The 16,981-nt window shown below is 43.2% G+C and carries 16 protein-coding genes; 11 read left to right on the top strand and 5 right to left on the bottom strand.

Features of this window, described 5'->3' with window-relative positions:
- Positions 1–4 precede the first annotated feature (4 nt).
- Together AOC35_RS10375 and mdoH are read right to left on the bottom strand one after the other, a co-directional pair.
- A complete protein-coding gene (locus AOC35_RS10375; protein WP_108647017.1) occupies positions 5–1,780 on the bottom strand; it encodes a glucan ABC transporter ATP-binding protein/ permease in 1,776 nt (591 codons plus the stop codon).
- Positions 1,780–3,561, bottom strand: coding sequence for a glucans biosynthesis glucosyltransferase MdoH (mdoH, locus tag AOC35_RS10370; RefSeq protein ID WP_159077552.1), 1,782 nt, complete (start codon positions 3,559–3,561; stop codon positions 1,780–1,782). Before mdoH ends, AOC35_RS10375 begins: the two co-directional genes overlap by 1 nt.
- Positions 3,562–3,650: 89 nt before the next feature.
- Between mdoH and AOC35_RS10365 the strand changes: the two genes are divergently transcribed.
- The 3 genes from AOC35_RS10365 to AOC35_RS10355 are packed head-to-tail and all read left to right on the top strand — an operon-like array spanning position 3,651 to position 6,147.
- Positions 3,651–4,652, top strand: coding sequence for a zinc-dependent alcohol dehydrogenase (locus AOC35_RS10365; RefSeq protein ID WP_245898479.1), 1,002 nt, complete (start codon positions 3,651–3,653; stop codon positions 4,650–4,652).
- Between the two features lie 9 nt (positions 4,653–4,661).
- Positions 4,662–5,063 carry a 6-pyruvoyl trahydropterin synthase family protein gene (locus AOC35_RS10360; protein ID WP_108647015.1) on the top strand — a complete coding sequence of 134 codons (402 nt, stop codon included), beginning with the start codon at positions 4,662–4,664 and terminating at the stop codon, positions 5,061–5,063.
- A 16-nt stretch (positions 5,064–5,079) separates the two neighbouring features.
- The gene (locus AOC35_RS10355; RefSeq protein WP_159077551.1) at positions 5,080–6,147 is read left to right on the top strand and encodes a glycosyltransferase family 4 protein; all 1,068 of its coding nucleotides are present in this window, start codon (positions 5,080–5,082) and stop codon (positions 6,145–6,147) included.
- Here the strand turns inward: AOC35_RS10355 and AOC35_RS10350 are convergent.
- The 3 genes from AOC35_RS10350 to AOC35_RS10340 all read right to left on the bottom strand — a co-directional run bounded on the left by AOC35_RS10350 (position 6,140) and on the right by AOC35_RS10340 (position 8,697).
- Positions 6,140–6,955 (bottom strand): RibD family protein, encoded by an 816-nt coding sequence (locus AOC35_RS10350; protein WP_245898478.1) that lies wholly within the window; start codon positions 6,953–6,955, stop codon positions 6,140–6,142. The two genes, AOC35_RS10355 and AOC35_RS10350, sit on opposite strands and share 8 nt — an antisense overlap.
- 137 nt (positions 6,956–7,092) lie before the next feature.
- A complete protein-coding gene (locus AOC35_RS10345; RefSeq protein ID WP_108647013.1) occupies positions 7,093–7,638 on the bottom strand; it encodes a cytochrome b in 546 nt (181 codons plus the stop codon).
- Between the two features lie 51 nt (positions 7,639–7,689).
- Complete coding sequence (locus AOC35_RS10340; RefSeq protein WP_108647012.1) at positions 7,690–8,697, bottom strand: tripartite tricarboxylate transporter substrate binding protein; 1,008 nt, start codon at positions 8,695–8,697, stop codon at positions 7,690–7,692.
- 77 nt (positions 8,698–8,774) lie between these two features.
- On the opposite strand from AOC35_RS10340, the gene AOC35_RS10335 reads away from it, so the two are divergent.
- The 8 genes from AOC35_RS10335 to AOC35_RS10300 all read left to right on the top strand — a co-directional run bounded on the left by AOC35_RS10335 (position 8,775) and on the right by AOC35_RS10300 (position 16,952).
- Positions 8,775–9,404 (top strand): glutathione S-transferase family protein, encoded by a 630-nt coding sequence (locus AOC35_RS10335; protein WP_108647011.1) that lies wholly within the window; start codon positions 8,775–8,777, stop codon positions 9,402–9,404.
- Positions 9,405–9,414: 10 nt separating this feature from the next.
- Positions 9,415–10,581: an enolase C-terminal domain-like protein gene (locus tag AOC35_RS10330; RefSeq protein WP_108647010.1), complete on the top strand. Its 1,167-nt coding sequence runs from the start codon at positions 9,415–9,417 to the stop codon at positions 10,579–10,581.
- Between the two features lie 46 nt (positions 10,582–10,627).
- Positions 10,628–11,530 carry an alpha/beta hydrolase gene (locus AOC35_RS10325; protein ID WP_108647009.1) on the top strand — a complete coding sequence of 301 codons (903 nt, stop codon included), beginning with the start codon at positions 10,628–10,630 and terminating at the stop codon, positions 11,528–11,530.
- Positions 11,531–11,591: 61 nt separating this feature from the next.
- Positions 11,592–12,188 carry a cupin domain-containing protein gene (locus AOC35_RS10320; protein WP_108647008.1) on the top strand — a complete coding sequence of 199 codons (597 nt, stop codon included), beginning with the start codon at positions 11,592–11,594 and terminating at the stop codon, positions 12,186–12,188.
- Positions 12,189–13,193 (top strand): Bug family tripartite tricarboxylate transporter substrate binding protein, encoded by a 1,005-nt coding sequence (locus AOC35_RS10315; RefSeq protein WP_108647007.1) that lies wholly within the window; start codon positions 12,189–12,191, stop codon positions 13,191–13,193. It abuts the gene before it with no gap.
- Positions 13,194–13,215: 22 nt separating this feature from the next.
- Positions 13,216–13,779: a carboxymuconolactone decarboxylase family protein gene (locus tag AOC35_RS10310; RefSeq protein ID WP_108647006.1), complete on the top strand. Its 564-nt coding sequence runs from the start codon at positions 13,216–13,218 to the stop codon at positions 13,777–13,779.
- Between the two features lie 122 nt (positions 13,780–13,901).
- Positions 13,902–15,092 carry an amidohydrolase family protein gene (locus tag AOC35_RS10305; protein ID WP_108647005.1) on the top strand — a complete coding sequence of 397 codons (1,191 nt, stop codon included), beginning with the start codon at positions 13,902–13,904 and terminating at the stop codon, positions 15,090–15,092.
- A gap of 117 nt (positions 15,093–15,209) precedes the next feature.
- Positions 15,210–16,952 (top strand): CocE/NonD family hydrolase, encoded by a 1,743-nt coding sequence (locus AOC35_RS10300; RefSeq protein WP_245898477.1) that lies wholly within the window; start codon positions 15,210–15,212, stop codon positions 16,950–16,952.
- The last annotated feature ends 29 nt before the right edge of the window (positions 16,953–16,981 follow it).

Genomic DNA, 16,981 nt, shown 5'->3' with positions numbered 1-16,981 from the left:
ATATTTATTTAATTAACTTATTCATTTCAGCCACGAGACCATATTGTTGTCGCATGATTTCAGTAAAACGTCCGCCCTGTTGATATAGCCTCTCGAAGCTGCCAGATTCAATGACCTTGCCGGCATCCATCACTAAAATATGATTCGCTTGCCGTATAGTACTTAATCGATGCGCAATCACTAGCGTACTACGCGAGTGCATAACTTCTGCTAAAGCATCCAGTAAACTTTCTTCGGTGGAAGTATCTAGGGCGCTAGTCGCTTCATCCAAAATTAAAATAGGAGCATCTTTTAATAGTACACGAGCGATTGATAAGCGCTGACGCTCGCCCCCGGAGAGGGTTCTACCACGCTCACCAATAAGTGTATTAAAGCCTTCAGGTTGACGCTCAATAAAATGTAATGCTTGTGCTCGAATACAAGCTTCTCGGACTTCATCATCACTCGCATCTGGAGATCCTATTCTGATGTTATCTGCGATTGAGCGATTAAATAAGAGTGGTTCTTGAAAGACAACGCCAATATTACGTCGTAGTGCACTTAGCTGCAAGTCCCGAATATCGATTCCATCAATCGTAATAAAACCAGACTGGGGATCGAAAGCCCGATAAAGTAGGCTAAGTGCTGTAGATTTTCCAGCCCCTGAAGCACCTACCAAAGCAATCGTTTCGCCTGATTTAATAGCAAAGCTCAAATGATCAACGGCTTTTTGTTGCGAATTGTAAGAAAAGCTGACTTGATGAAATTCAACCAAGCCTACGACACGTCCAGGATCGATAGCATCTTGACGATCTTTAATTTCTGGATTCGTATCGAGAACGTCAAAGAATTCTCTTAAGCGTGGTGCGTCGGTCGCTAGCTTGTTTGCAAATGCGATGACCTGCTCAAGGCGACTAATAATGATGCCAGCAAAGGCCACAAAGGAGACGATTTCACCCATCGTGATCAAAGATTGAGTAAACAACCAAACACCAAGAGCGATAATACATAAAACGCTAATAGTGGTCGCTGAGCGTGTGAGAACTGTCACAACTGCCCACCAGTAAAGTACTGGAAATTGGGCCCCTAAAACGCGCTGGCTAATTTTTTTGATCGACTTAAGTTCAATCTGAATACGCGCAAAACTTTGAACTAAAGCAATATTGCTCAGCGTATCTGAGGTGAGTTCAGCTAAATCAGAATGGTTGCTTTCAATTTGTAGTTGAAGGGCTTGAGTTTTACGTAAAATAAAATGGGTTAAAAATCCAAATACAAGACACAGTATGATGAGAACACATGCGAGCCGCCAATTAATATAGAGTGCGACCGGCACCAAAATAATGAGCGAAACAATTGCCCCAAGGTTCTCTCGAAAAAAACTCAGCCAAAGCCACCAAAGAGTATCAGTACCCTGCAGCATAATTTTCATTAACCGTCCAGAGTGCGTTCTTGCTTGTTGCGCTAAAGGTAAATGCAACACGTGTTCAACATATTCTCTTAATACGGTATGTCGTCTGTGGTGCGCTAGTCGATCGGAAAATAAAGCAATGCCTGTTGAGCCAGCAATTGTAAAAAGACCAAAGCCAATCCATATAATGAGAAGAGGCGCAACGGAATCCCAAGTTGCTGTTAAAGAGGCGTTAGGAGTCCGAGTTAAAACATCAATGACCTTCCCAAATAAAATAGGTTCAGCGAAAAGTGCGCATGCCATTACCATATTTGCAAATGCTAGTAACCAACCGAGACGCTGGTCTGGGCCCAATAACTTTAGCGCACGATAGTAAATGTTAAAAAAGCTCATTACGTATTTTTTAGCTGAGGCAAATCTAATTGAAGGGCGTTAAGTTGCAAGGGAAGTAAATCGATAGGGGGCGCAATTTCTTCAGGTAAAGATAAAAGTTGACGACGCATCATAAAACGACCAAGCCACGGCTGAGAGGTGAGCACAACTAAAGGTGCTGCAAATAAGAGGCCGCCAAAGAAAAGCAAACCGTAGATAAGCGTCGCTGGGTGCGTAAAATACAACATACTTGTTAGAACAACACCAAGAACGGTGTGAGGCCAAAATTGGTGGAGTGCATCTAATATAGAAATTGAATGATCGTCCCGCGCATGTGCAGACCAACCTCCCTTTTTCCCAAAGACCAAACGCGTAATGAACATTGTATGATTGAGCCAAGTAATAGGTGTCATCAGCAAGGAAAAAACCATCTCTAATAATAGGCTGATCGTAAAGCGCCATCGTCCCCCAAAGTCTTTACTTTTCGAGGTACGCAAAAGCACATCCAGGGCACCAGTCGTTTTAGGCAAATACCACATCATTAAGGTAACTACTAGTAAGGTAAAAAAATAATTTTCATTAATCAGATTAGCAGGCGTTGTACTTAAGCTAATAGCAACGGTACAAAGTAGAATCATGGCAATCCATGCCGGTGATCCAAAAAACATCGTGATTGCCAACACTAACTGGATACGATTTACGGGCAAAAGATTCGGTAAATTGAGTAATTTAAAATACTGTAAATTCCCTTCGCACCAACGTAAATCACGACGAATATATTCCGTTAAGGTGGGAGGGTTTTCTTCCCAGCTAGCATCTTCTTGTGGATAAATTCTGACCTCATAGCCAGCACGACGCATTAGAACTGCTTCAATCAAGTCATGACTAAGAATCGGTTTTGGTTCGCCAGATCGACTTTTTAAAGTTGGTAACTCACAGAACGACATGAATGGTGCTAGTCGGATCAGAGCATTATGGCCCCAGTAGGGTCCGCAGTCTGCTTGCCACCAGGCCGAGCCCATCGTGAAGGAGCGCATGCCAAGACGCATACCGTATTGGAATAAGCGTGTAAATGGACTACTAGAGGGTAAGCCAATCACTAAGCCCTGAAGAATGCCTAAACGCGGATTTGCTTGCATCATACGAACTAGTCGAGTGATAGCGCGACTAGTCATAAAACTATCAGCATCTAGTACTAAAGCAAAGTCATGATTCTTACCCCAACGCTGGCAAAAATCAGCAATGTTGCCTGCTTTATAACCAGCATTATCTTCTCTGCAGCGATAAGTGATTTTGACCTGCTCATGGTACTTTTTGCAAAGTCCATCAAAGTTGGTGCGCTCTTCAATTGCAATGGTTTCCTCATTGGTATCGCTGAGTATGTAGATATGAAAAAAAGGACCAAGTTGATCATTCACTAAACCATCAAGCATCACCTGGAGATTCCGAATTAATCGCTCTACGGATTCATTTCGTACACACAGAAGAATGGCCGTGGAATATGACAGTGGGGCAGTGTCCTGCTCACGCATACTTGCTGGCAAAATAATTTTAGTTGGATCTTTGAAACATTGGCAAAGCAAGAGTCCGATAATGGCATTCCAAAAACCAACTACCATCCAAGGCAAGATTAAGGCAAAGAGCCCTAAAAATAGGAAGTGCACCATGAGTGGAGTATCTAGTGCCAAGCTTTTATGAACTAGAAACAACATTAAAAATGCAGTCGTTAGCGATAAAGTAGAAAAAATTACTCGTCTTAGAGTGATGGCTGAATCAGAGACTATTTTTGTAGGAGGATTCAAATTATTCACTCTAGCTAACTTATAATATGCAAAATGCCTCAATAGTATAGAGTAGCTCGAAGTTTTTCACTTATCACTTAGGATTTTTTGTGCCACACAATGCAGCCACTTCTTCGAATGCAATCCTAAGTCAGTCTCTTTGGTATGTTGCCCCGGAATGTGCTGAAATTCGCTCCGAATCTCTTGCGCCATTACCTCATCAATTTCTGCGTGTCCGTGCTCTTTTTGGGTCTCTTAGTCGTGGTACTGAATCTTTAATTTATCGTGGGCTCGTACCAGAGTCGGAATATTCCCGCATGGCAGCCCCCTGGATGGGTGGCACATTTCCATTTCCAGTAAAGTACGGTTACTCAAATGTAGGTCTGGTCGAAGAGGGTCCTACTGAGTGGCTTGGTCAACGGGTTTTTGCCCTGCAACCCCATCAAACTTTGTATCAAGCAGATATGCAAAATGTAGTCCTGTTGCCGGAAAAAGTGAGTTCTGAGCGCGCTGTTTTAGCAGCGAATATGGAAACAGCCCTCAATGCAGTGTGGGACGCCACACCCGGTCCCGGTGATCGAATTGTGGTCGTTGGTGGTGGTGTAGTGGGTTGTTTGATTGCTTATTTATGTGGGCACTTGCCTAGCGCTGAAGTCACTTTGGTTGATATCAACCCTGAGCGAGCAACGATTGCAAGACAATTAGGCGTCAATTTTTCTCTACCGGAGGCGGCGCCGTCCGATTGCGATGTAGTATTTCATTGCAGTGCAAGTGCTGCCGGACTCGCAACGGCGATGATGGCTGCTGGCGACGAGGCAACCGTGCTTGAGATGAGTTGGTATGGCGATCGTCAAGTTCAAGCGCCACTTGGGGGTGCGTTTCATAGTCGTCAAATTCGCTTACAGTCGAGTCAGGTTGGTCATGTTGCTGCCTCACATCGCCCCCGCTGGACTCATCGACGCAGATTACAAGCCGCCATCAACATGTTACATGATCCAAGACTGGATGTTTTGCTTGAACCTGCCGTTCATTTTTCTGATTTACCCGATCGATTACCCGATCTTCTTGGTACGCGCAGTACTGCGTTGTGCTGTTTAATTCGTTATCCTTAAGGAACTACTATGTTTACAGTTGAAGTACGCGATCACATTATGATTGCCCACTCATTTCGCGGTGAAGTATTTGGACCCGCACAAGCTTTGCACGGCGCAACCTTTGTGGTTGACGCCGCTTTTATTTCTAAAGAACTTGATGAAAATGGCATTGTGATCGACATTGGCTTAGCACTGGATGTTTTAAAGGCAACTCTAAAGCCGATTAATTACTGTAATTTAGACGACCGTCCTGAGTTCAAGGGAGTGAATACGACGACGGAGTTTTTGACGAAGTACATTTTTGATCAACTTGCAGCAGCAGCGCGTGCAAAAGGCTTAGGTCGTAATGGTTCTGAATTACACGCCATTCGAGTAACGATTTCTGAATCCCATGTTGCGCGTGCTTGGTACGAGGCAGCGATTCATTAAGCTTCAAATTAGCGACATGCCGCAGCTGATTTTTGTTTATCCAGGCGACTTAAATACCCCTACAGGTGGTTATGCCTATGACCGGAAAATAATTGAGGGACTTAAGCAACTTGGTTGGCAAATTCAGTTAATCAGTCTCGGGGAAGGTTATCCTTTCCCGACGGATGGCCAAGTAGCGTTTGCAAAAAGCAGTTTAATGAAGCTCCCTGAAGGCGTACCGATGGTAATCGATGGATTAGCTTTAGGGGTTCTTCCTAATCTTGCTGCTGAGCTTGCAAAGCGACATCCCCTGATTGCATTAATCCACCACCCCTTAGCGTTTGAGTTGGGATTAACTGAAGTAGAAATAAAGTCATTGATGCTAAGCGAGACGCAAGCGTTGCAGCAAGTTAATCAAGTGATTGTGACTAGTCCGGCCACGGGTCGTGATTTAAGTGAACACTTTGGTATTACTCCAAAAATCATCGATGTAGTTTTGCCTGGAACAAATCGCAATCCTTTTCAGCCAATAAAGATACAAAAAAATTCAGATCACCTTGAGCCAGTTCATTTACTTTCGGTTGGATCCATTATTCCGCGTAAGGGCTTTGATTATTTAATGGCGGCACTCGCACCCTTGCTTGATTTACAGTGGACTCTTACGATTGCCGGTGACACCTCACGGAATACTGCAGCCTATGAACGTTTGATGATGGACATTCAGCGTTTTCAATTAGAGGAGCGGGTTAAGATTCTTGGCGCAGTGAGTAATCAAGAATTAGATGTACTGTATGCCAATGCGGATGTATTTGTATTGCCATCTCTTTTTGAAGGCTACGGTATGGTGTATGCCGAGGCAATGAGTTATGGCTTACCGATTATTGCAACAACCGGGGGTGCAATACCAGATACTGTACCACCGGAAGCCAGCTTACTGGTTCCGCCAGGCGATATTCCCAATTTAACTGCTGCCTTAAAAACTTTAATACAAGATTCTTCATATCGATCCCGCTTGTCTGACGGCGCATTACAAGCAGCAATAAAGCAACCAACTTGGGATCATGCATCACAGCTATTTGCTACTGTGCTGACTCATCTTATTTAGTATTGAGCGCAACTCTTTGAGTTTGTAAATCGCAATCGAAAACAACATCATTGCCGAGTTGGTGTGTTTGTATTGCTAGCCTTAAGGCTTGATCCATATGCTCAATGGGGGGTAGATTAAAACTGAGTCGACCTGACCCCATAATAATAGGCGCCACTATTAAGTGCAGGCGATCAAGGCATTTTGCTACTATAAAACGTGAAACAGTTTCAGCGCCACCCTCAATTAAAACGCGTTTGAGTGAGTGCAAATTCAAGCTTTTTAATATTAAGGCAGGATCAATTGCGCCACTTACTGCGGGAAGCATAATTAATTCAACTTGCGGAGGTGGGCTTGCCGTAACGCCTTCTGCAACAATCCATATTTTTTTCACCCCATCATCTTGCCAAACCAAGTGCTGATGCGAAAGACGTGCTCTTGGATCAATCACCACACGAGCAGGATTTCTCCCTTTGATTTGTCTAACCGTAAGTTGGGGATCATCTGCTAGCGCTGTGCCAACTCCAATGACAACCGCATCAACTAGTGCCCTTAACTGATGAAGGTGGGTTAAACCCGTCAGGCCATTCACATATCTTGATTGACCCGTAACCGTTGCAATTCGACCATCCAAAGTTTGGCCGATTTGACCTACTACGACCATGTCATCTAAAGTTGGGTTGCGTAAGGGCTCAAAAATAGCTTGTAAGGGTGAGATAGATAGCGGCCCATTGCCAAAAAAATTGACTAAAAATTCATCCCACTCTTGTTGTTTCTGGAGCGATAGGTTACTAGCAGGAGGAGATGACGCAAGCTGGGTTGAGAACACTATCGGAAGACCTTATTTACGGATTTTACTAAGCAAACTACGCACTGCACAATTTACCATAAGGTCAGGCAATTTGTTTGAGGGAGGAATTTTGCACTACATCGGATTCTGATGCGTAAAACCCTGCAAAAATAATCTTAGCGTCTAAACCAAATACGCTCAAATATCTCATCTTTTTTCAACCACAAGTGGCCGAGTCCAACAGTGATATGTCCTAAGGTAATGCCAATGAGAACAAAAACAAGATAGCCGTGGATCTCAAATAATTGTTTAGCCAAAGCTTCATCTTTGGGAATGCCAGGCATGCCAGGTAGATAGTAATCACCAATTGTGATCAGCGCCGGATAAGCAGTAACCCCAGCCCAGCCAAAGAGGGGTGCCAGAAACAATAACAAGTACAAAGAGCTTTGTACTGACTTGGCTAATAGTATTTGAATAGGAGAAAAGTCTTCAGGGTAGGGCGGTCTTTTCGAAATTGATTTGGTTAGAAGACGCACACCCGTAATCATTAGAACCAAAAAACCAATGAATTTATGCCAAGCGTACAGAGTATTTGTTAGTTCATCCCATAGATCGGCATCTGAGCGACTAGTCATCCAAAAGCCCAAGATAAGCAATCCGATGATTAACGCGGCAGAAAGCCAATGCATCAATCGCAGACTGAAAGAATATCGTTGCGTCATGAATTACCTCTTTAGATTTAAGTAAATAGACTAGTCCAGTTTTACAATGACTTAATCAGGTTTGATATTACCTACTTTGACCACCTTAGCCCACTTATCCACTTCTTGTTGAATAATCTGGGTTGTTTGTTCAGGTGTTGGAGTAAGAATAATATAGCCTAAACCAACTAGTTTTTCGCGCATCACTGGCTCTTGCACAATCTTTGTAATTTCCTGATTCAGGTAATTCACAATGGCTTTTGGAGTACCTGCGGGAGCGGATATAAATTGCTGGGTATCGCCTTCAAACTCAGGAAAGCCAGCTTCACTAATGGTTGGTACATTCGGGATGCTTGTAAAACGTACTTTACTCGTAATCGCTAGGGGAATGAGTTTGCCTGCATTGATCTGTGCCATGGCTGGCGGCAATGCAGAAAATCCGACAGGTACCTGATGACCCAATACCGCTTGCAAAGCAGGACCACCACCGTTGTATGGAATGTGTTTCATATCCAAGTTGCCACGAATCTTTAATAATTCCATACTGAGGTGCGGACCAGTTCCATTGCCAGGAGTTGCATAATCAATCTTGCCTGGATTGGCTTTGGCAAATGCGATGAAATCTTTAAAGTTTTTCGCAGCAAAATCAGGGCTTGCAACGAGCACATTCGGTGAACTGACAGGCATTGCTACGGGTGCAAAATCTTTTAATGGATGAAAGCCTGGATTTTCATACAAAGATGGGTTGATGACGTAGGCACTACTCATGAGTAATAAGGTATAACCATCGGGTGCTGATTTAGCAACTTGTGCAGCGCCGATATTGGCGGCACCACCGGGTTTGTTTTCGACAATAAAGGATTTACCAGAGTTTTCGGAGAGTTTTTGGGAGAGGAGCCTAGCAATAATATCTGAGGGACCACCAGGCGCAAATGGCACAATAATTCGAACCACTTTATCTGGATAGCTTACGGAGTTAGAACTTGCAGATTGGCTTTGGGCAGTCGTTGGAATCAACCAAAATAATTGAAAAAAAACTAAGGGTAATATTTTTTTTATACCCTGCACTCGAAAGATCATCTGAAGCTCCTAAAAATAGTAAATACTCTTCTATATCGTCTATCATATTAGTATAAATAACAAATATGGAGATATAAATGGATGAATTAATCCTTTGGGGGCGTCTGAACTCAATAAATGTCCAAAAAGTTTTATGGACTAATGAAGAACTTGCGATTCCATTTCAACGTATTGATGCGGGTTTGCAATTCGGCGTGAATAAATCGGCCGATTATTTACAAAAAAATCCCAATGGCTTAGTGCCCATGATTGATGACAATGGGTTCATCCTTTGGGAGTCCCATACTATTATGCGTTACTTGGCTAAAAAGCATGACACAAGTGGGCAAGTGTTTCCGACAGATCCTTTGATTCAGGCGAAGATTGAACAGTGGCATGACTGGTACAACACCGTCTGCTGGCCACCAATGAGAACATTATTTTGGGGCTATGTGAGAACACCTCTGGCGGAGCGTAATCCTCAAGAACTTGAAAACGCGCGCCAACTCATGATTAAGGTCCTAACTATTTTGGAAGAGCAACTTGGTAAATTCAAATATGTGGCCTGTGATCAATTTACGTTAGCAGATATTCCAGTTGCGTTAGTTGCCTATCGTTGGTTCAATATACCAATTGAGCGACCAAGTTTTCCGAATGTGGATCGCTGGTACCAAGAAGTGAAACAACGCCCTGGTTTTATCAAATATTCATCTGATCCATTGAATTAAGAAGAGTTTTATGAAGATAGTCGATATTCGAGAAATTGCCATTCCTTTAAAGTCCTCCTTACGTAATTCCGTCTTTGACTTTAGTGAAATGACAACTTCTGTGGTGGCAGTTATTTCTGACGTGATGCGCAATGGCAAACCTTTAATTGGGTATGCATTCAATTCAACTGGACGTTATGCCTGCGGCGCACAAATGCGCTCCCGTTTAATCCCTAGAATTTTAAGCGCTAGTCCGGATGAGTTATTGGACGCTAGTGGCGTGAACTTTGATCCAGCGAAAATTTTTGCCAGAATGATGCTACGTGAAAAACCAGGCGGACATTCTGAACGATCTGTGCCAATCGGTACGATCGAAGTAGCCGTTTGGGATTTAGTGGCTAAGGTTGCTGATAAGCCCCTGTACGCTGTTTTAGCTGAGCGCTTTAATCAAGGTAAGATTCCGACCAAAGTGCCTTGTTATGTTGGTGGTGGTTGGTACGCGCCTGGTAAAGGAATACCTGAGCTAAAAGAAGAAATCCAGCGTCGTAAAGATGAAGGCTATACCGTCATGAAAGTAAAAGTCGGTGGCGCTCCACTCAAAGAGGATTTATTAAGATTAGATGCCGCAATTGAAGTAATGGGTTCAGCCAATAGTATTGCTGTGGATGCCAATGCAGCTTGGCAACGTGAGAGTGCGCTTACTTATACTAAAGCGCTTGCTCCTTATGGTCTACGTTGGTTAGAAGAGCCAACTGATCCACTAGACTATGCGCTATTGGCAGAGTTATGTGGTTTTTATGAAGCCCCGATTGCGACAGCAGAAAACTTATTTTCGACCCAAGATATACGTAATTTGATTCAGTTTGGTGGTCTGCGCAGTGATCGGGATATTATCCAAATTGATGTGCCTCAGTCCTACGGTATTACCCAGTTTTCTAGAACTTTAGAAATGATGGCTGAAAGAAAATGGGCCAGATCTCAAGTTTTCCCCCACGGTGGTAATTTAATGACTCTTGCTATTGTTGCTGGCTTTGGTCTAGGTGGGTGCGAAGCATATCCAGATGTGTTTGGAGCATTTGCTGGGTTTGCGGATGATTCGATTGTGACGGAAGGTTTTATCAATTTGTCGGATCGACCCGGAATTGGTTTTGAAGGGCAGAATCAACTCTTTAGTCTGATGCAAACTATTAACAACTAAAGATGATGTAGTCGTTTGTTAAAAAGTATTTTAAAAATGGAGACTTATGTTTACGACTTATAAAGAGGCAGCAAATGCCCAAGCGTTAACTGGTGTGAAGTCAGCTGATCCGCTTACTCAACCGCTTGACCAAGCTCGTTTGCAGCAAGACGAGTATTTCAAGACACTCAATCAAAATTTGCCAGAAGTGGCGAAAATTGAGGACCGATTCATTGCGGGACCCGTCGGGGATATTCCAATTCGATTAGTCTATCCATCTTTGGGGGCACCTAGCAATTATTTAATCTTTATTCGCGGCGCAGGATTTTGGGCTGGGTCACTCGACTCTCACGCCCGCACTATGCGCACCTTAGCGCTTGAAAGTGGTTGTGTAGTATGTGGCATTGATTATCGCCGCGCGCCAGATTTTCACTTTCCAGTACAGCGTAATGAAGTGATTGCTGTCGTGGAATACTTAAAGGCACAACAGACGAGCCTGGGCATTCATGGTCAACCGGTCTTATTTGGCGAGTCTGCTGGAGCAACGATTGCACTCAGCACTGCTCAAGCACTGCGAGATCAAAAGAAGAATGAGTTAGCTGGCTTGATTTTGTTCTACAGTAATGCGGGTGGTTTTAAACCTAAAGCCAGAGAATACTCACAGTGGGTATGGAAACAGTATTTAGGGCCGAGTAGAGCCTTAGACGATCAAGCAGCAACGCCACTTTTGGCGAGTGTTGCAGGTTTGCCACCCATTTGGCAAGGTGTCGGGGCTGATGATCCACTGATTACTGATACTCAAAAATTAGCTGACCAATTAGATGCGATTGGAGTTGATGCACAAATGGTTACTTACCCTAACTTGCCGCATGGTTTTTTAATGTGGACTGGAAGTCTGCAACCGGCACTCGACGCGTTAAAAGAGAGCGTACAAGTCATGAAGCAATTTTTTAGTAGTAAGGGTAGTTGATTGAAATTCAATAAATACCAGTAGTAAAAATAAAAAACATCAAAATTGAGGAGACAAAGATATGCAAAGATGGACCCCAACCCAAGAAGAAATGAAAAAACAAATTGCACGCTTTAATGAAATCGTGCCTGTCAAAAAACACCACTTAGAAGAAAAGGGTATCCCGCCAGAAGTATTAGAAATGATTATGGCAAAGACCACGCGTAATGTAATGTCACCGGGTCCTCTGCCAGGTCAACTATCTCCGAAGCCAGCTGTGACGGGTGGTGAAGCGGGCGTGTTTCGTTTAGGGATTGCTACCTGTCCACCAAATCAAGGTCCTGGGTTACACGTGCATTACAACACGGAAGAAACCTTCATGGCGCTTACTGGTCGTTGGGAAATTCAGTGGGGTGATTTCGGTGAAGAGTCCATTATTCTTGAGCACTTAGATTTAGTAGCGATGCCTAAGGGTGTCACGAGACGGTTTATTAACCGATCAAATGAAGATGCCCATTTAATGGTCATCATTCAGGGTAAGCGCGAAGAATTTGATGATGTCGATCGTGTGCCACAAACTGCTGAGAATATTGCTCAAAAATATGGCCAAGGCATGGTTGAGAAGTTACAAAGTATGGGCTGGAAATTTACCATTGGTGTTGAACCAGAGGGGCAATAAATGCCGAATTTTCGATTACGACGGGGCGTTCTGCGCGCCAGCGCTTTAGCCCTTGGCTACCCATTGCTGAATGCCAACGCCCAATCAGATATCAGTAAATACCCATCTCAGCCGATTAAGGTGATTGTGCCATTTGCCGCTGGCGGTACGCTCGACGTTGCTCTGAGGCCGATAAGCCAAGCCTTACTTGAAAATCTTGGTCAAACAATCTTGATTGATAATCGTGCCGGTGCCAATGGCATGATTGGTAGTGATTTGGTTGCTAAAGCAAACCCTGATGGTTACACATTACTAGCAGTGACAGCTTCTTTTGCACTCAATCCTAGTATCTATAAAGATATTAAATATGATGTTTTAAAAGATTTCACACCGATTACCTGCATCATGCAAGGTGTTGGTTTTGTCATGGTAGTCCACCCTTCTCTGCCGGTGAAAACAGTGCAAGAATTTATTGCTTACGAAAAAAAATCGAATCAATCCGTTGCCTATAGTTCTCCTGGAGTTGGCAACACGATTCATATTGCTAGTGAACTGTTTAACCAAAAGACAGGTACCCATATGTTGCATGTGCCCTACAAAGGCAGTGCGCCTTCCTTAAACGCATTAGTTGGAGGAGAAGTACAAGTTGCAATCATGCCACCTGGGATTGTGATGCCATTTATTCGAAGTGGTAAGTTACGTGCGATTGGTTTTACTGGCGAAAAACGGCTTCCAGAGTTACCCGATACGCCGACGATGGCAGAAGTTGGCATTAAAGATATGGTATTTCAGGGGACTTGGATGGGGTTGTTTGGTCCCGCTAATTTACCGAAACCCATTGTTGAGCGCTTGAATAAGGAATTCACAAAAGTTCTTCAACAACCAACACTAAAACAAACTCTAACAAACTCCGTAGCAGGCTATGTACCGGATGGTGGTACACCAGAGCAGATGGCAAAACTACTTCGAGAAGATGTCAAAAGATATTCCGAGATATTACAGAAATTAAATATTCAACCCTCTTAAATGAAAAACGAAAGTTCAACACATGACAAATACAACACCTAGATTTCCACACTTACCGGTTGAATCTTTATCACCAGAACAAAAAGTTGTTTATGACAAACTCGTTAATGGACCGCGTAAAGGGATTCGTGGACCTTTCGGGGCGCTCCTGCGTAATCCAACACTCGCCGATCGGGTCAGTCAATTAGGGGACAGTGTCCGCTTTGAGAGTAGTTTGCCAGACACAATCCGAGAAATGATGATTTTGATGGTAGCGAGATTTTTTAAAGCAAGATACGAGTGGCATGCGCATGGCATGATTCTCAAAGGACTTGGTTTTGCGGATGACAAAATTGAGGCGATTGGTCGACGTCAGCGTCCAGAGGGACTCACTGAAGATGAAACGATCGTGTTTGATTTTGTGACTGAGTTACTGAACGATGGTGAAATCACTGATCCAACGTTTGATAAAGCGAAGTCTCGCTTTGGTGAAATCACAGTGCTAGATATTCTAGCGACAGCGGGTTATTTTGGTTTTGTATCAATGATTCTGAATGCGATTCGTCTGCAAGTACCGGAAGGCGGCATGATTATGCCGGAAGACTGAAAACTAGGATGATTCTATTTTTTTAAACTGAGTAAAAACCCCTATATCACCTTATATTGAATTGATTAAGATGGTTTGAGTAAAACTTTTGCATTACTAACTATAACTATCATGGAGACAACATGACATCAAGACGTTCATTTCTTAAAAATTCTGTTTTTTCAGGCATCTCTTTTTGTTCCTGCGCGATGTTAGATAGCGCCTTTGCCCAATACCCCTTAACGGAAGAGCAAAAACGCTTAGTGGCCATCACCAAAGATGCTGGTAATGATCCTAAAAACAACTATCGTCATCCTAATATGGGTAATAAGCGCAAGCCTACTTACATTGACGGTAGACGTATTACGACGATAGATACTCATGCTCACTGTTTTTTCCCTGAAGCAGTCGCTTTAGCCGGTGAAGGAGCCAATATTAATGCTTCTGTCAAAGGTGGCCCACAACACTACATCCCAATGAGTAATCGTGAGGCCGTACAGTATCGCCTCGATACGATGGATGCGATGGGTATTGATATGCAGATATTATCCGTCAACGTCTTTTGGTATAACAAATCAAGAGAAATCGCGACCGAGATTTGCCGGATTAATAACGAAAATTTAACAGCTCTTTGCTTAGCTCATCCTGGAAGATTTGCTGCTTTTGGTTGCATCGCTATGCAATTTCCAGACTTAGCTGTTAAACAACTCGAAGCACTCATGAAAATGCCGGGGATGAAAGGTGCAGCGATTCAGGCAAAAATGTTGGAAACAGATTTTTCTGACCCGATGTTTGAGCCGGTTTTGGCGAAGGCAGAAGAACTCGGTGCAGTGTTATTTATGCACCCACAAAGTACCCCTCAATTAGCAAATCGTTTCAAAGGTAATGGTTGGTTATCAAATACGATTGGCAATCCGCTTGATACAACGATTGCTTTAGAGCACTTAATTTTTGATGGTACTTTAGATAAGTTTCCAAATTTAAAGATTCTTGCCCCGCATGGCGGAGGATTCTTAGGATCCTACGCACCTCGGATGGATGTGACTTGCTTCATCTCACCAACTAACTGTAATCCAAATATTGTGCTCAAGAAAAAGCCAACGGAATACCTGAAGCAGATTTATTTTGACTCATTACTCTTTACTCCAGAAGGGTTACGCCATTTAGTTGCAGAAGTTGGGGCTAGCCAAGTCATGATTGGTACAGATCAACCAATTCCTTGGAATGATGACCCTATTACACACATTTTGAATACACCACTCTCAAATAAAGAGAAGGCGCAAATTTTAGGATTAAATGCAGCGCAGTTATTTAAAGTACAAAGTTTTTTCTAAATTAGTAAGTTAATCAATCCGGGAAAATCGCTGAATGATTTTTCCGGTTTTTTTTTACTATTGATTAAAATCAAATTCTAAAGAAAATAAAAAATAAACAATAAACAAGGAGATGTAATGAGTTTTAAAACAGAAATTCGAGCAGGTATGAAGGTTGATTGGGATGTGCCTATTCGCATGGATGACGGCATTGAAGTGCGTGCCGATATTTTCCGTCCCATTGCGGATGGTAAGTATCCCGTGATTATCACTTATGGTCCCTATGCAAAATACCTCCATTTTGAACAGCTTTATAAAACCTGCTGGGATCGAATGATTGAAACCTTTCCTGAAGTGGGTGATGGTTCAACTAATCAATTTCAATCTTGGGAAGTCGTGGATCCAGAAAAATGGGTACCCGATGGCTATATCTGTATTCGGGTCGATTCACGGGGTTGTGGCAGATCGCCTGGTTATGTAGAACTTTGGAGTGCTCGCGAAGCGCAAGACTTTGCAACTTGTATCGACTGGGCAGGAGTACAACCATGGTCCAACGGTAAAGTCGGGATTAATGGTATCTCGTATTACGGTATGAACCAGTGGCAAGTTGCCGCATTGCAACCAAAGCACTTAGCCGGAATTTGTATTTGGGAAGGTGCGAACGACTTTTATCGCGATTTATCACATCATGGCGGTATTCTTTGCAACTTTATCGAAAATTGGTACGACATGCAGGTGAAGTCAGTACAGTATGGTTTAGGTAAAAATGGTTACCGTAGTAAATTAACTGGTGATTGGGTCTCTGGCCCTGAAACCCTAACAACTGAAGAGCTTGGCGCAAATCGTTTTGATTTTGGTGGACTCACTTTTGAACATGAATTTGATGATGAGTTTTGGAAAAGCCGCACGCCTGACTACAGCAAAATCAAGGTACCGTTACTATCCGCAGGCAACTGGGGTGGACAAGGATTGCACACCAGGGGTAACGTAGAAGGCTTCTTGAACGCAGCCTCAGAAGATAAATGGTTAGAAATGCACGGTATCGAGCATTGGACCCATTTTTATACGGATTATGGTCGTAGCTTACAAAAACGCTTTTTTGATTACTTCTTAAAAGGTGTTCAAAACGATTGGCCAAGCCAACCAAAAGTCTTTTTACAAGTAAGACATCCGGGAGAGAAGTTTGTCCCTCGTGCCGAAACTTCTTGGCCACTCGCTAGTACGCAGTGGACTAATATGTACCTTGATGCAAGCAATCAGACTTTACAGACGAGTGCACCTCAAACCGCAGCCCAAGTTTCGTACCGGGGTTTGTCTGAAGGTTTAACCTTTTTGACGCAACCATCTGATCAAGACATGGAAATTACCGGTCAACTTGCCGCAAAATTATTTGTCTCTTCCAGTACGCAAGATGCGGATATGTTCATCATTATGCGTTTGTTTGATGCCAATATGAAGGAAGTGACTTTCCAAGGTGCGCTGGATCCGAATACACCGGTAGCGCAAGGTTGGTTAAGAGCTTCGCACCGCGCCTTGGATGCAGAGAAATCTAAACCCTATCGCCCTTATCATCCACACTTGAAGCGCGAAATGCTCACTCCAGGTGAGATTTATGAGTTAGATATTGAGATTTTGCCAACTTGTATCGTTATTCCAGCAGGTTATCGAATTGGTTTAACAGTGCGTGGTAAAGATTATGTCTATCCTGGTGCAACCGGTGCTAAATTGTCGAATATGAAACACCCATTTACTGGAGTTGGCCCATTCACGCACAACCATCCAAAAGATCGTCCGCCTGAGATTTTTGATGGTCAAGTAACCTTACACACTGGTGGGGCGCATCAGTCCTACTTGTTATGCCCGGTTATTCCTAAAAAATAAAGAGAACCTTTCTTCTTTTTAGGTAGTTT

It is taken from the genome of Polynucleobacter rarus, assembly GCF_003072505.1.
In the GTDB taxonomy this organism is placed as follows: Bacteria; Pseudomonadota; Gammaproteobacteria; order Burkholderiales; family Burkholderiaceae; genus Polynucleobacter; species Polynucleobacter rarus.
Note: the sequence above shows the minus strand (reverse complement) of the source record. Positions and strands in the feature narration are given on the sequence as shown.

What these genes read in the sequence shown, in the direction of transcription:
- AOC35_RS10375 (WP_108647017.1), bottom strand. Translation starts at nt 1,780, where the DNA reads ATGAGCTTTTTTAACATTTACTATCGTGCGCTAAAGTTATTGGGCCCA.
- AOC35_RS10360 (WP_108647015.1), top strand. Translation starts at nt 4,662, where the DNA reads ATGTTTACAGTTGAAGTACGCGATCACATTATGATTGCCCACTCATTT.
- AOC35_RS10355 (WP_159077551.1), top strand. Translation starts at nt 5,080, where the DNA reads ATGCCGCAGCTGATTTTTGTTTATCCAGGCGACTTAAATACCCCTACA.
- AOC35_RS10345 (WP_108647013.1), bottom strand. Translation starts at nt 7,638, where the DNA reads ATGACGCAACGATATTCTTTCAGTCTGCGATTGATGCATTGGCTTTCT.
- AOC35_RS10340 (WP_108647012.1), bottom strand. Translation starts at nt 8,697, where the DNA reads ATGATCTTTCGAGTGCAGGGTATAAAAAAAATATTACCCTTAGTTTTT.
- AOC35_RS10335 (WP_108647011.1), top strand. Translation starts at nt 8,775, where the DNA reads ATGGATGAATTAATCCTTTGGGGGCGTCTGAACTCAATAAATGTCCAA.
- AOC35_RS10330 (WP_108647010.1), top strand. Translation starts at nt 9,415, where the DNA reads ATGAAGATAGTCGATATTCGAGAAATTGCCATTCCTTTAAAGTCCTCC.
- AOC35_RS10325 (WP_108647009.1), top strand. Translation starts at nt 10,628, where the DNA reads ATGTTTACGACTTATAAAGAGGCAGCAAATGCCCAAGCGTTAACTGGT.
- AOC35_RS10320 (WP_108647008.1), top strand. Translation starts at nt 11,592, where the DNA reads ATGCAAAGATGGACCCCAACCCAAGAAGAAATGAAAAAACAAATTGCA.
- AOC35_RS10315 (WP_108647007.1), top strand. Translation starts at nt 12,189, where the DNA reads ATGCCGAATTTTCGATTACGACGGGGCGTTCTGCGCGCCAGCGCTTTA.
- AOC35_RS10310 (WP_108647006.1), top strand. Translation starts at nt 13,216, where the DNA reads ATGACAAATACAACACCTAGATTTCCACACTTACCGGTTGAATCTTTA.
- AOC35_RS10305 (WP_108647005.1), top strand. Translation starts at nt 13,902, where the DNA reads ATGACATCAAGACGTTCATTTCTTAAAAATTCTGTTTTTTCAGGCATC.
- AOC35_RS10300 (WP_245898477.1), top strand. Translation starts at nt 15,210, where the DNA reads ATGAGTTTTAAAACAGAAATTCGAGCAGGTATGAAGGTTGATTGGGAT.